At 73.1% G+C, this 13,556-nt stretch carries 13 protein-coding genes and 1 pseudogene; 9 read left to right on the top strand and 5 right to left on the bottom strand.

Going from position 1 to position 13,556, the window contains the following annotated elements; genetic code table 11:
* Window positions 1-12: 12 nt before the first annotated feature.
* Together QFZ64_RS07360 and QFZ64_RS07355 are read left to right on the top strand one after the other, a co-directional pair.
* Window positions 13-780, top strand: coding sequence for a response regulator transcription factor (locus tag QFZ64_RS07360; RefSeq protein WP_307063544.1), 768 nt, complete (start codon window positions 13-15; stop codon window positions 778-780).
* A complete protein-coding gene (locus QFZ64_RS07355) occupies window positions 777-2,279 on the top strand; it encodes a cell wall metabolism sensor histidine kinase WalK (protein ID WP_307063542.1) in 1,503 nt (500 codons plus the stop codon). The genes QFZ64_RS07360 and QFZ64_RS07355 overlap by 4 nt, the downstream gene beginning before the upstream one ends.
* Before the next feature lie 135 nt (window positions 2,280-2,414).
* Here QFZ64_RS07355 and QFZ64_RS07350 read toward each other — a convergent pair whose 3' ends face one another.
* A complete protein-coding gene (locus tag QFZ64_RS07350) occupies window positions 2,415-3,125 on the bottom strand; it encodes a L,D-transpeptidase (protein ID WP_307063540.1) in 711 nt (236 codons plus the stop codon).
* 4 nt (window positions 3,126-3,129) lie between these two features.
* Complete coding sequence (locus tag QFZ64_RS07345; protein WP_307063538.1) at window positions 3,130-3,717, bottom strand: pyridoxamine 5'-phosphate oxidase family protein; 588 nt, start codon at window positions 3,715-3,717, stop codon at window positions 3,130-3,132.
* Window positions 3,718-3,944: 227 nt separating this feature from the next.
* Here QFZ64_RS07345 and argH point away from each other — a divergent pair, with 227 nt between their 5' ends.
* Entirely contained in the window at window positions 3,945-5,381 is a 1,437-nt protein-coding gene (gene argH, locus QFZ64_RS07340; protein WP_307063537.1) for an argininosuccinate lyase, read from the top strand.
* 78 nt (window positions 5,382-5,459) lie between these two features.
* Entirely contained in the window at window positions 5,460-6,431 is a 972-nt protein-coding gene (locus QFZ64_RS07335; protein ID WP_307063535.1) for an aldo/keto reductase, read from the top strand.
* A gap of 133 nt (window positions 6,432-6,564) precedes the next feature.
* Here the strand turns inward: QFZ64_RS07335 and QFZ64_RS07330 are convergent.
* Window positions 6,565-7,300 (bottom strand): annotated as a pseudogene (locus tag QFZ64_RS07330) (lysophospholipid acyltransferase family protein).
* A 314-nt stretch (window positions 7,301-7,614) separates the two neighbouring features.
* Here QFZ64_RS07330 and QFZ64_RS07325 point away from each other — a divergent pair.
* The 3 genes from QFZ64_RS07325 (at window position 7,615) to QFZ64_RS07315 (ending at window position 10,120) form a co-directional block, all read left to right on the top strand.
* Window positions 7,615-8,877 (top strand): glycerophosphodiester phosphodiesterase, encoded by a 1,263-nt coding sequence (locus tag QFZ64_RS07325; protein ID WP_307063533.1) that lies wholly within the window; start codon window positions 7,615-7,617, stop codon window positions 8,875-8,877.
* Between the two features lie 178 nt (window positions 8,878-9,055).
* Window positions 9,056-9,571 carry an RNA polymerase sigma factor gene (locus tag QFZ64_RS07320; RefSeq protein WP_307063531.1) on the top strand — a complete coding sequence of 172 codons (516 nt, stop codon included), beginning with the start codon at window positions 9,056-9,058 and terminating at the stop codon, window positions 9,569-9,571.
* 45 nt (window positions 9,572-9,616) lie between these two features.
* Window positions 9,617-10,120, top strand: a complete 504-nt coding sequence (locus tag QFZ64_RS07315) for a GNAT family N-acetyltransferase (protein WP_307063529.1) — start codon at window positions 9,617-9,619, stop codon at window positions 10,118-10,120.
* Window positions 10,121-10,193: 73 nt separating this feature from the next.
* Here the strand turns inward: QFZ64_RS07315 and QFZ64_RS07310 are convergent, their stop codons facing one another.
* Complete coding sequence (locus QFZ64_RS07310; RefSeq protein WP_307063526.1) at window positions 10,194-10,655, bottom strand: hypothetical protein; 462 nt, start codon at window positions 10,653-10,655, stop codon at window positions 10,194-10,196.
* 1 nt (window position 10,656) lies between these two features.
* Window positions 10,657-11,016 (bottom strand): hypothetical protein, encoded by a 360-nt coding sequence (locus tag QFZ64_RS07305; RefSeq protein ID WP_307063524.1) that lies wholly within the window; start codon window positions 11,014-11,016, stop codon window positions 10,657-10,659.
* Between the two features lie 661 nt (window positions 11,017-11,677).
* Between QFZ64_RS07305 and QFZ64_RS07300 the strand changes: the two genes are divergently transcribed.
* Both QFZ64_RS07300 and QFZ64_RS07295 read left to right on the top strand, forming a co-directional pair.
* The gene (locus tag QFZ64_RS07300) at window positions 11,678-12,793 is read left to right on the top strand and encodes a methionine ABC transporter ATP-binding protein (RefSeq protein ID WP_307063522.1); all 1,116 of its coding nucleotides are present in this window, start codon (window positions 11,678-11,680) and stop codon (window positions 12,791-12,793) included.
* Entirely contained in the window at window positions 12,790-13,545 is a 756-nt protein-coding gene (locus QFZ64_RS07295) for a methionine ABC transporter permease (RefSeq protein WP_307063521.1), read from the top strand. The genes QFZ64_RS07300 and QFZ64_RS07295 overlap by 4 nt, the downstream gene beginning before the upstream one ends.
* The last annotated feature ends 11 nt before the right edge of the window (window positions 13,546-13,556 follow it).

Genomic DNA, 13,556 nt, shown 5'->3' with positions numbered 1-13,556 from the left:
CCTGGAGGGGAGATGAACACGCCCCGCTCCCGCGGCACCGGCCGCCCCGCGTTCGCCCGTCCCGACGGCACCCCGCTCAGAGTGCTCGTCGTGGACGACGACCCCGACCTCGCCGAGGTGCTCTCCGGCGCCCTGCGCTACGAGGGCTGGCAGGTGCGCGCCGCGGGCGACGGCGCCGAGGCGCTCGCCGCCGCCCGCGCACTGCTGCCGGACGCCGTCGTCCTGGACGTGATGCTCCCGGACACCGACGGCTTCGCCGTCCTGCGCTCCCTGCGCACCGTGCGGCCGGACGTGTGCGTACTCTTCCTGACCGCCCGGGACACGGTCGAGGACCGCATCGCGGGCATCACGGCGGGCGGCGACGACTACGTGACGAAACCGTTCAGCCTGGAGGAGGTCGTCGCCCGGCTGCGCGGACTGCTGCGCCGCGCGGGCATGGCCCGGCAGGTCGCGGACGGCCCCCGGCTCACCGTCGGCGACCTGGTGATGGACGAGGAGGCCCGCGAGGTCACCCGGGGCGGCACGCTCGTCGAACTGTCGCCGACCGAGTTCGAACTGCTCCGCTTCCTGATGCGCAACCCGCGCCGGGTGCTCAGCAAGGCGCAGATCCTGGACCGGGTGTGGTCCTACGACTTCGGCGGCCGGGCGCACGTCGTCGAGCTGTACATCTCCTACCTGCGCAAGAAGGTCGACGCGGGCCGTGCTCCGATGATCCACACGGTGCGGGGGTCCGGCTACGTCCTCAAGCCGGCGGTGACGGCGCCGGCGGGCCCTCGATGACGGGACGGCGCCGGGTGCTGCCCCGGTTCCGCACCCTGCGGGCGCGGCTGACGGCCGGCCTCGTGGTGCTGCTCGCCGTGAGCTGCGCGGCGGTCGGCGTGGCCGCGGTCGTCGGGGTGGACGGGTTCCTCACCGGGCGGCTCGACGAGCAGTTGCGGGAGGCGGGCGTGCGGTTCCCGGCCAGCCTGGAACACGGCGGGGCGTCGGCCCGGGCGGACCGGGTCGTCGACGACCACGACGGGGACGAGCACGGCGACACCCGCCGCCAGCCGGCCGGGACCTTCGGCGCCCGGCTGGTCGGCGGGGACGTCACCCAGGCCGCCGTCGTCCGCTCCGGCAGCGGCCCCGGCGACCTGTCCGTCGCGCTCACCGCCCGCGACGAACGGACCCTCGCCGCCGTGCCCACCGACGGCCGGGGCCACACCGTCGAGCTGTCCGTGCTGGACCACTACCGGGTGACGGCGGCCGCGGGCGAGGACGGCGACGTACTGGTCGTCGGGCTGCCGCTGGAGCCCGTCGAGGCCACCGTGCACCGACTGCTCCTGGTCGCCGGGCTCGTCTTCGGCGCCGCCCTCGCGCTGACCGGAGTCGCGGGCGCGCTGTGGGTGCGCTGGTCGCTGCGGCCGCTCGACCGGGTCGCCGCCACCGCCACCCGGGTCAGCGAACTCCCGCTCGCCGGCGGCGAGGTCGTGCTGCCGCCGCGCACCCCCGGGACCGACACGCACAGCGAGGTGGGCCGGGTCGCCACCGCCTTCGACCGGATGCTCGGCCACGTCGAGGACGCGCTGACCAAACGGCACGCGAGCGAGGAACGGCTGCGCCGGTTCGCCGCCGACGCCAGCCACGAGCTGCGCACCCCGGTCGCCTCGGTCCGCGGCCACGCCGAACTGGCGCTGCTGCACCCGGACCCGGTGCCGGAGAAGGTGACCCGGGCCCTGGAGCGGATCGCCGCCGAGTCGGCCCGGATGGGCGAGATGGTGGACGAGATGCTGCTGCTGGCCCAACTGGACGCGGGCCGCGGCCTGGAGCGGACACCGGTCGACCTGACCCGGCTCGTCCTGGACTCGGTCACCGACGCGCGGGCCGCGGGCCCCGGCCACCGCTGGACGATGGAACTGCCCGAGGAACCGGTGACGGTGACCGGCGACGGCCACCGGCTGCACCAGGTGGTGGCCAACCTGCTGGCCAACGCGCGGGTGCACACCCCCGCGGGCACGGAGGTCACGGTGTCGCTGGAGGCCGTCGGCGGGACGGCCGCCGACGCCGGGACGGCCGTCCTGGCGGTCCACGACAACGGGCCCGGCGTGCCCGAGGACGTGATGCCGGGCGTCTTCGAACGCTTCACCCGTGCCGACCGCCGGCGCACGGACGCCACGGGCGGCGGCGCGGGGCTCGGCCTGTCCATCGTGACGGCGGTGGTGGAGGCGCACGGCGGCGGGGTGACGCTGGAGAGCCGGCCGGGGTCGACGACGTTCACCGTCCGACTGCCGGTGTCCTGACGGCAGGTGGCGTGACGGCAGGTGTCCTGACGGCAGGTGGCGTGACGGCAGGTGTCCTGACGGCAGGTGGCGTGACGGCCAGGGGGCTGACGGCGGGTGCCCCGAACGGTGCCCTCCGGCGTGCGGTGCCCGGCGTCAGTACCGGGTCACGGCCGTCCGGCCGCCCGCCGTCCCGATGGCGAGGTGCGGTTCCCGGGCCGGGTCGGCCCACGCCAGGATCCGGCGCATCGCCCCCTGCGGCACGGACACGCATCCGGCCGTCGCCCCGCGCCCGTCGACGTGCACGAAGATGCCGGCCCCGCGGCCCCGCATCGGACGGCGATAGTTGAAGCCCACGACGAGGGCGTACGCGTACTGCGGGTCGTACGCGGCCAGGTGCTCCGCCCGCCCGGCCCGGCAGTCGGCGGGGCGGGGCTCGGCCCAGCGGTTGTAGGCCGTCGAGGCGGTGTCCTCGCACCACCAGGAGTTCCGGCGGACCCTGCGGTACGGCAGCGTGGTGCCGCGCGGCGCGGCCCGGATCCCGAAGGCGTACGGCAGGTCGTAGAGCCCCGTCGGCGTCGTGTCGGTGCCCTGCCGACGCGCGGCGCCCGCGACGAGGCCGCGGGCGCCGAACCGGGCTCGGGCCGAACCGGTCCTCGTCCAGCGGCCGTCGTTCCGGTCCCACCAGGTGAGGGTGCCGGTGGTGGCACCCGCGGCGGGTGCCACGGCGGTGAGGAGCTGGGTGCCGCCGCCGGTGTCCGCCATCCGCGCGGGCAGCGGGTCCGGCCGCCGGCCGGGGCCGGACGCGGCACCGAGGAGCAGCAGACAGGCAGTGGCGGACAGGGCGGCGACGACACCGGGGCGCATGCCTTCAGACGCTACGGGGAGGCAGCGGCAACGGCAGCCCGGGAAGTCCGTCCAGGCTGGTCGCCACGTGCTCCTTCTTGGCGAAGTACGCGCTCAGCGAGGCGTCGTCCTCGCGCGCGAACCGCTTGCCGTGCAGCTCGCGGTCCTCCTCGTACGCCATGAAGGGCACCGCGTAACCGCAGGTGTCCCGGATCAGCTCGGCCGTCACCACGACGATCGCGCGCACCCCGTGCGTGGTGGCGTCGATGTCCGGGAAGTGCGCGAGGAGGTCCCCGAAGCGCGGGTCGTCACGGAACACGGGCTCGCCGCGGCCGTGCACCCGCACGATGTTCGGCGGGCCCTGGAACGCGCACCACATCAGCGTGATACGGCCGTTCTCCCGCAGATGGGCGATGGTCTCGGCGTTGCTGCCGGCGAAGTCGAGGTAGGCCACGGTGAGTTCGTCCAGCACGGCGAAGGATCCCTGGAGACCCTTGGGGGAGACGTTGACCGTGCCGTCGGCGGAAAGGGGAGCCGTTCCCGTGAAGAAGATCGGCTGCGCCTCGATGAACGTGCGCAGCCTGCCGTCTATACGCGCGTATGTCTTTCCCATACACGCAAGTATCCGGCGCCCGAGGGGCGCGGGGAACAACGCGACCCGTCATGAAGCGCCCGTACCCGTACCCGCGTTCCTCGACCGGCCCCGGCCGATTCACCGGGGTCCGGAGACCGCGAGGGAGAATTGACTATTCATGCAGTGAACTGCATACTCATGCATGCCGGTCCGCGGCCCACCGCGAAAGGGCGGCGCCCCATCGACACCCTCCGAGGAGCACGCAAGTGAGCAGCAACAGCGGTGACGTAAGGCTCTGGGGCGGACGGTTCGCCGACGGACCCGCCGAGGCCCTGGCCAAGCTGTCCGCGTCCGTCCACTTCGACTGGCGGCTCGCCCCCTACGACATCGCCGGCTCCCGCGCCCACGCCCGCGTGCTGCACAAGGCGGGACTGCTCACCGAGGACGAGCTGACCCGCATGATCGCCGGGCTCGACGAGCTGGAGGCGGCCGTCGCCGACGGCTCCTTCACCGGCACCGTCGCCGACGAGGACGTGCACACCGCCCTGGAGCGCGGCCTGCTGGAGCGGCTCGGCCCCGACCTCGGCGGCAAGCTCCGCGCCGGCCGTTCCCGCAACGACCAGGTCGCCACCCTCTTCCGGATGTACCTGCGCGACCACGCCCGCGTCGTCGGCGGGCTGATCGCCGACCTCCAGGACGCGCTGATCGGCCTCGCCGAGGCCCACCCGGACGTGGCGATGCCCGGCCGCACCCACCTCCAGCACGCCCAGCCCGTGCTCTTCGCCCACCACGTCCTCGCCCACGTCCAGGCACTGACCCGGGACGCCGAACGGCTGCGCCAGTGGGACGCCCGCACCGCCGTCTCCCCGTACGGCTCGGGCGCGCTCGCCGGTTCCTCCCTCGGCCTGGACCCGGAGGCGGTCGCCGAGGACCTCGGCTTCGAGCACGGCAGCGCCGCCAACTCCATCGACGGCACCGCCTCCCGGGACTTCGCCGCCGAGTTCGCGTTCATCACCGCGATGATCGGCGTGAACGTCTCCCGGATCGCCGAGGAGATCATCCTGTGGAACACGAAGGAGTTCTCCTTCGTGACCCTGCACGACGCCTTCTCGACCGGCTCGTCGATCATGCCGCAGAAGAAGAACCCCGACATCGCCGAGCTGGCCCGCGGCAAGTCCGGCCGGCTCATCGGCAACCTCACCGGCCTGATGGCCACGCTCAAGGCCCTCCCGCTCGCGTACAACCGCGACCTCCAGGAGGACAAGGAGCCGGTCTTCGACTCCATCGACCAGCTCGAGGTCCTGCTCCCCGCCTTCACCGGCATGATGGCCACGCTCACCGTGCACCGCGAGCGGATGGCGGAGCTGGCCCCGGCCGGGTTCTCCCTCGCCACCGACATCGCCGAGTGGCTGGTCAAGCAGGGCGTCCCGTTCCGCGTCGCGCACGAGGTGGCCGGTGAGTGCGTCAAGGCCGCCGAGGCGGAGGGCAAGGAGCTGGACGAGCTCACCGACGAGCAGTTCGCGAAGATCTCCGCCCACCTCACCCCCGAGGTCCGCTCGGTGCTCAACGTCTCCGGCGCCCTCGCCTCCCGCAACGGCCGCGGCGGCACCGCACCGGAGGCGGTCGCCGTCCAGCTCGTCGAGGTCAAGGAGAACGTGGCCGCGCAGCACGCCTGGGCCGACGCGGGCGGTCCCGGGAAGTAGCAGGTCGCCGGGGGGAGCGACGGCATCGCGGGATACCTTGGTCGGCGACCGGACGGAGCCGACGAAACGGAGCCCGCGGTGCCCTTCGCGCGCCTTGCCGCAGCCACCACGCCCACCAGCCACCTCGGCCTCGGGCTCGCCGCCGTGGGCCGCCCCGGCTACATCAACCTCGGCCGCGACCGGGACCTCCCGGCCGAGCGCACCGTCGACGCGCTGCGCGCCCGCACCCACGAACTCCTCGACGCCGCCTACGCGCAGGGCGTGCGCTACGTCGACGCCGCCCGCTCCTACGGCCGCTCCGAGGAGTTCCTCGCCGACTGGCTGCGGGCCCGCCCGGACGCCGTCGACGTCGTCGTCGGCAGCAAGTGGGGCTACACCTACACCGCCGACTGGACCACCGACGCGGACGAGCACGAGGTCAAGGACCACGGCACGGCCACCTACGAGCGCCAGCGCGCCGAGACCGGCGAACTGCTCGGCGAACGGCTCGACCTCTACCAGATCCACTCGGTGACGCCCGACAGCCCCGCGCTGACCGACCGCGCACTGCACACCCGGCTCGCCGAGGCGGCCGCCCAGGGCCTCACGATCGGCTTCTCGACCAGCGGCCCCGCCCAGGCCGACGCGATCCGCGCCGCCCTCGCCGTGACGGTCGACGGCGCCCCCCTCTTCCGCACCGTCCAGTCCACGTTCAACGTCCTGGAGACCTCGGCCGGGCCCGCCCTCGCCGAGGCGCACGACGCCGGGCTCGCGGTGCTCGTCAAGGAGGGCATGGCCAACGGCCGTCTGGCGGCCCCGGACGCCCCGGCGCCGCTCCGGGCGGTCGCCGAGGAGACGGGCGCGGGCCCCGACGCGGTCGCCCTTGCCTTCGTCCTGCGACAGCCCTGGGCGGACGTGGTCCTCTCGGGCGCGGCCACCACGGCCCAGCTCACGTCGAACCTGAGGGCCACCTCCGTCGACCTCACGGAGGAGCACGCGGCCCGCCTGACCGCGCTGACGGAGGAGCCGGCCGCCTACTGGAGCCACAGGTCGCGGCTGCCCTGGCACTGAGCCCCGGGAACACCGGAGCCCGACCGGGCGCATGTCACGGGCGAAGGCGCGGTGACGAGTGAAGGTCCAGCCACGCACGAAGGCGCCGTCACGGCCGACGGCGCCTTGGTGTGCGGGTGCCCGGTGCCCGGGCTCAGGCCGCCTTCGCCTTGGTCGCGTACACGTCCACGTACTCCTGGCCGGACAGCTCCATGACCTCGGTCATCACGGAGTCCGTCACCGCGCGCAGCACGTACCGGTCGCGGTCCATGCCCTCGTAGCGGGAGAACTCCATCGGCTCGCCGAAGCGGACCGTGACCTTCCCCGGCTTGGGCAGGCCCGAGCCGCCCGGCTGGAGCTTGTCGGTGCCGATCATGGCGAACGGGACGACCGGCGCCCCGGTCATCAGGGTGAGCCGGGCGATGCCCGTGCGCCCCCGGTACAGACGCCCGTCGGGCGAACGCGTGCCCTCCGGGTAGATGCCGAAGACGCGGCCGTCCTCCAGCACCCGGCGGCCGGTCATCAGCGCGGCCACACCGCCCCGCCCGCCGTCGCGGTCGACCGGGATCATGCCGACGCCGGTGAAGAACCAGGCCATCAGGCGGCCCTTGAGGCTCTTGCCGGTGACGTACTCGTCCTTGCCGATGAAGAACACCTGGCGGTCACAGACCAGCGGAAGGATCATCGAGTCGATGAAGGTGAGGTGGTTGCCGGCCAGGATGACCGGGCCGTCGGCCGGGATGCGCTCCGCGCCCTCCACCTGGAGGCGGAACATCAGACGCATGATCGGTCCGAGCACTGCCTTGATGAGTGCGAAGCGGGACAACGGGCCCTCCGGTGTCGGGGAACGTCCATGGATGCGGTATGAAGTTCGTGCAGGTGAGGACGATACTCGCGCCCCACCGCCGTGCGCACCTCGGGTGCGGACAGCACACACCCTATTGACGCACGTTCACCTGCGACAGTGTGTGACGCGCGGCCCGTGCCCGCGCGGAAACGGTGTGAGGTACGCCGCTCCCGTTCGGGCGGCCGTTACGACGACATCCGCATTCCTCGCGGGCACGACGGTCCGTCATCTTCCGTACCCCGTACGACATCCGGTCTCACCCGCCTGTTCCCCCCTGTGTCTCCCCACCGTCACCTCCCGCCACCTACGATCGTCCCGCGTTGGCAGGTGCAGGCCATCACGGCAGGAGGAGTGCTCATGGAGTCTGGACAGACGGGCCGGCCGGTGGATCCGCGGGAGCCGGCAGGTCCGCGGGAGCCGGGCGAGCCGGGGGAGTCGTACGGGCCGGGCCGGGGGACCGGGCGGCGGGCGCTCCTCGGCGCCGCGGTGCTCGGCGCGGGCGGCGCCGTCCTCGGACTGTCCGGCACGGCGTCAGCCGCCGACGCCCGAAGGACCGCCGGGGCCGCCGGGGTGAAGGGCGCCGCACACGGCGGCGGACTCAAGGACCTGCCCGTGCCGACGATCATCGGGCACCGCGGGGCCGCCGGCTACCGGCCGGAGCACACCTTCGGCTCCTACGAACTGGCCCTGGACCTCGGCGCCGACATCGTCGAGGCCGGCGACCTCGTCCCCACCAAGGACGGCCACCTCGTCTGCCGGCACGAGCCGGAGATCGGCGGCACCACCGACGTCGCCGACCACCCCGAGTTCGCCGGCCGCCGCACCACCAAGGTGCTGGACGGGGTCTCCACCACCGGCTGGTTCACCGAGGACTTCACCCTCGCCGAGCTGAAGACCCTGCGCGCGGTGGAGCGGATCCCCGCCAACCGCCCGCACAACACCCTCTACAACGGGCGCTTCGAGATCCCCACCTTCGAAGAGGTCCTCGCCTGGCAGGACGAGCAGACCCGCCGACGCGGCAAGCAGGTCTGGATCTACCCCGAGCTCAAGCACCCCACCTACTTCCGCAAGCTCGGCCTCGGCACCGAGGAACGGCTGGCCCGGCTGCTGCGCCGGCACGGCAAGCACCGGCGGACCTCGCCCGTCCTCATCCAGTCCTTCGAGCCCACCAGCATCCAGCGGATGAACAAGCTCGTCGACAACCCGCTCGCCGTGCTGCTCTCCGGCGCCGACTCCCGCCCCTGGGACTTCGTCGAGACCGGCGACCCGCGCACGGTGGCCGACCTCGTCACCCCTGAGGGCCTCAAGGAGATCGCCGGCTACGCCCAGGGCATCGGCCCCACCCTGGACCTGATCATCCCCAAGGACTCCGCCGGCCGGCTCACCCGCCCCACCACCCTGGTCGCCGACGCGCACCGGGCGGGCCTGATCCTGCACCCGTACACCATGCGTAACGAGAACCCCTTCCTGCCCGCCGAGTTCCGCAAGGGCACCGACGCGGACGGCTACGGCGACGCCTTCGGCGCGTTCAAGGCCTACTTCGCCACCGGCATCGACGGCGTCTTCACCGACAACGCGGACACCGGCGTCCTCGCCCGCGAGGACTTCTGGAACGACTAGAGGACTTCCGGAACGACCAGGGGCATGGGGCGACGACGACTTCTGAAACGACCAGGACCGTCCTGAACCTTCCTGAACCGTCCCCCTCGGCCTGACGGTCCGTCACCGTCGGGCCCTCGATCGGGTGACGTGCGGCCGCTCCGGCAACCACTGCCGGGGCGGCCGCGTCACGCCGCACATGACCCACGACTTGTTGACCTCCCTCCGCCCCCTGCTCGCCGCGGAGGCCTCCGCGGAAGGCCGCGCCTGCGGCGCCGAACCGGGCGATCTGGAGCAGGCGGTCTGGCTGCGCCTCCTGGAACGGCTGGAGTCGGACGCCCCGCCCGCCGACCCGCCCGACTGGCTGCGCCGGGCCGTCCGCTCCGAGGCGCGCCGCAGCCGCCGTACCGCCCGGCGTGAGAGCCCCTACGCGACGGGCGCCGGCGAACCGGCCGACGACCGTCGGCCCGGCCCCGAACAGCGGGCCGTCACCGCCGCCCGCCGCCGCGCGCTGCACGCGGCCGTACGCCGGCTGCCCGGACGCTGCCCCCGGCTGATGGCCGCCCTGCTGTCCCCCGAAGACCTGACCTACCGGGAGATCGCGGGGAAGTTGGGTATCTCACAGGGCAGTCTCGGACCGGAACGTTCCAGATGTCTGGCTTGTCTGCGCCGATTGCTGACGGCGGAGGTTGCGGGCCACGAAGGGCGGGGATAGGAGTGGGGGACTACCGGTGATCAGGTGAGCGGGAGGCGTGCGCACATGGGCATGAGCGTGACCATCTCGGTGGCGTCCGACCAGGATGTCGAGCAGATCTTCAGATTGCAGTACCTCTGCTTCCAGAGCGAAGCGGCGCTGTACGGGAACTACCGACTGCCCCCGCTGGTCCAGCCGCTGGACTCGGTGCGCGAGGAGGTCGGCGCCGACTGCGTCTTCGTCGCGCGCCTCGGCGACGAGGTCGTGGGCTCGGTGCACGGCACGGTGACGGAGGACGGTGCCGCCGCCATCGGCAAGCTGTGCGTCCACCCCCGGCTCCAGGGCCACGGCATCGGCGCCCGGCTGCTGGGCGCGGCCGAGGCGGCGCTGGTCCGGGAGCGGGGAGCGAAGCGGTTCCGCCTCAGCACCGGTCACCGCAGCGAGAACAACCTGCGGCTGTACCGAAAGGTGGGGTACGAGAAGGTCGGCACCGCCGAGGGGCCTGACGGGGTCCGCATGATCGTCCTGGAGAAGCCGGCACCGGAGGCTTCGTACGCGGCGACGGCGTAACCCGCCACCCGCCACCCGCCGCGGCGTCGCGACAGCGGCGGGGGATCGGGCGCGACCGGCACCGGGACCGGGACTACGCCGCGGAGGTGCCGGGGCCGGCGTCGGCCGCGCCCGCACGGCGCAGCCAGCGGATGGCGGACAGCGGGAGCAGTACGGGGATGAAGAGGTAGCCCATCCCGAAGTCCGACCACACCGTCGAGTCCGGGAACGCGGACGGTTCAACGAGCGTCCAGGTGCCCACCGCCAGCACGCCCGCCAGCTCCGCCACGCAGCACGCCAGTGCCGCGCGGCGGGCGGTCTCCCCGCCGCGGACCAGCGAGTACGTGATGAAGCCGTACACCACGCCCGCGACCGCGGACAGCGAGTAGGCGAGCGGGGCGTGGTCGAAGTCGGTGGAGATCTGCACGGCCGAGCGCGACACCGCGCCGACGACCATCACGCCGTACAGCCATACCAGCAGCATGCCGGGCCCACTGATCAGCCGGGTCCGTCGGGGGCCCCGCCCCTGATCGGTGTCCGCTCGCGCTGCCGCCATCTCAGCCTCCCCAGATGTCGTAGAGCCGCACTTCGAGGACGGCGAGGACGACGCCGCCGGCCGCGACGGTCACCGAACCCCAGCGGGTGCGTTCCGCCAGCGACATGAAGCCTGCCACGGGAACGCACGCGAGTGCGCCGAGGAGGTAGGCGACGAAGATCGTGGTGCCCTGTTCCGGCTTCTCACCGCGGACCAGCTGCACGATGCCGACGACGAGCTGCGCGAGGGCTAGCACGGTGACGACCGCCATGCCGACGAAGTGCGGGTCCTTCGTCGGCTGGTCCCGGGAGGCGGACCAGCCGCACCATGCGGCGAGCAGCAGCGCGGCGACCGCGGTCACCCACGTCAGGACATCAAGCATGCGGCGACCCTATTACGAGGCCGAAGCACGAGGCCGAGGGCCCCCGACCCGCCGGGTTCCGTTCCCGCGCCGGTGGCCGGCGACCCTGGGAGGAGGCGGGGCGGCGGGGGTGGCGAACGCCCTCACTGTGGCGTTCGCCACAGCGAAGTCCCCGCCCGTCCCCGGTTGCCGCAGGCCGCACGCGACGCCCCCGTACGTCCCTGTCCGTCCGCGTCCGTCCCTGTCCATCCTTGTCCGGCATACGGACACCCGTGTCCGTCCATGGTCGGCCGTCTGCTTTACTTGCCTTCATGAGCACCACGAGCGACCGCACCCTTGCGACCGAGGCGACGACCACGCCCGGTGCTCGTTGTATGTGTTCCCCCTGCCGCACGGGCCGAATGCGCGCCTTCTAGAGGGCCCCCGCATCACCCCCGCTCGCGCCCCGAAGCGAGCAAGCCCCGGCAGCCCCGTACGCGTTGCTCCGCGGATCAGTACGCCCGCTCCCGCCCCCGCACCGCACACGCCACCCGTGTGCATCCGCACAGGGGCCCCGCGACCGCGCCGCACTCCGCACCGCCTGCGCGACCGCCGACCGCCCCTTCCCGCCACCACACCGGCGGGAATCCACCGCGTGCCGGGCATACCCGCGCCCGCGCACTCGACAGCGACGGAAACCCACGTGATCACCACCTCGGGTCTGACGAAGATCTACCACCCGCACGGAGTCCGCGGCGGCGGCCGAGGCGCCCCCCGCGGCATCGTCGCCCTCGACCGCGTCGACCTCCACGTCCGCGAGGGCGAGGTCCACGGCGTCATCGGACAGTCCGGCGCCGGCAAGTCCTCGCTCATCCGCTGCGTCAACCTGCTGGAACGCCCCACCTCCGGCACGGTCACCGTCGACGGGCAGGACCTCACCGCGCTCGCCGGCCGCGGCAGCCGCGCCGGCCGTGAACTGCGCCGGGCCCGCAGCCGGATCGGCATGGTCTTCCAGCACTTCAACCTGCTGTCCTCGCGCACCGTCCAGGCCAACGTCGAACTGCCGCTGGAGATCCTCGGCGTCTCCGGGAAGGCACGTTCCCGCAAGGCGCTGGAGCTGCTCGACCTGGTCGGTCTGACAGACAAGGCGAAGGCGTACCCCGCACAGCTCTCCGGTGGCCAGAAGCAGCGCGTCGGCATCGCCCGCGCCCTGGCGGGCGACCCCAAGGTGCTCCTCTCCGACGAGGCGACCAGCGCCCTGGACCCCGAGACCACCCGCTCCATCCTCCGACTGCTGCGCGACCTCAACCGGCAACTCGGCCTGACCGTCCTGCTCATCACCCACGAGATGGACGTCGTGAAGTCGATCTGCGACTCGGCCGCGCTCATGGAGCGGGGCCGCATCGTGGAGTCCGGCACCGTGAGCGAACTGCTCGCCACCCCCGGCTCCCGGCTGGCCCCGGCCCTCTTCCCGGTCGGCGGCCGGGCCACCGGCGAGGACCGGACCGTCGTCGACGTCACCTTCCACGGCGACGCCGCCACCCGGCCCGTCATCTCCCAGCTCTCGCGCACCTACAACATCGACATCTCGATCCTGGGCGCCGCGATGGACACCGTCGCCGGCCACCAGGTCGGCCGGATGCGCATCGAACTGCCCGGCCGCTACGAGGACAACGTGGTCCCGGTCGGCTTCCTGCGCGAACAGGGCCTGGGCGTGGACGTGGTCGGAGCCGCCGGTGCCGCTGCCGCCGTAGAAGCCGCCGGTGGCGCCGACGCCGTCGGCCGGACGTCCCCGCTCGCCAAGGAAGGTGCCAAGTGACCTGGTCGGAGATGCGGCCCCTGTTGTCCCAGGCCTGTTGGGACACGCTCTACATGGTCGGCTGGTCCACCGTCGTCGCGGTCGTCGCCGGCCTGCCGCTCGGCGTGCTCCTGGTCCTCACCGACCGCGGCGGACTGCTGCGCAACGTCGTCGCCAACAAGGTCATCGGGCAGGTCGTGAACATCGCCCGCTCGATGCCGTTCATCATCCTCATGGTCGCGCTGATGACCTTCACCCGCTGGGTCACCGGCACCACCATCGGCCGCGAGGCCGCCATCGTGCCGCTCGCCATCGGCGCCATCCCCTTCTACGCGCGCCTGGTGGAGATGTCGGTCCGCGAGGTGGACGGCGGACTCGTCGAGGCGGTGCAGTCGATGGGCGGCAGCACCTGGAGGACCGTCCGCAGCGTCCTGGTGCCCGAGGCGCTCCCGTCGCTCATCTCGGGCGCCACCACCACCGTCGTCGCCCTCATCGGCTACTCGGCCATGGCGGGCACCGTCGGCGCCGGCGGACTCGGCGACATCGCCATCCGCTACGGCTACCAGCGCTTCGAGACCGACATCATGTGGATCACTGTCGCCATTCTGGCCGTCGTCATCTCCCTGCTGCAGTTCGCCGGCGACTTCGCCGCGCGCTCCCTGCACCGCCGGGGCGCCGGTTCCGGGCGGCTGCTCCTCTTCCGGCCACTGGGCGGACCTCGCACGGTCCCGGCCACCGCCGTCGACGCGGCCGAGACCCCGGTCGAGGGCTGACACCGACCCGT

The organism is Streptomyces sp. B3I8 (genome assembly GCF_030816915.1).
Taxonomy (GTDB): Bacteria; Actinomycetota; Actinomycetes; order Streptomycetales; family Streptomycetaceae; genus Streptomyces.
The sequence above is the reverse complement of the archived record's forward strand: the minus strand, read 5'-3'. Positions and strand labels throughout refer to the sequence as shown.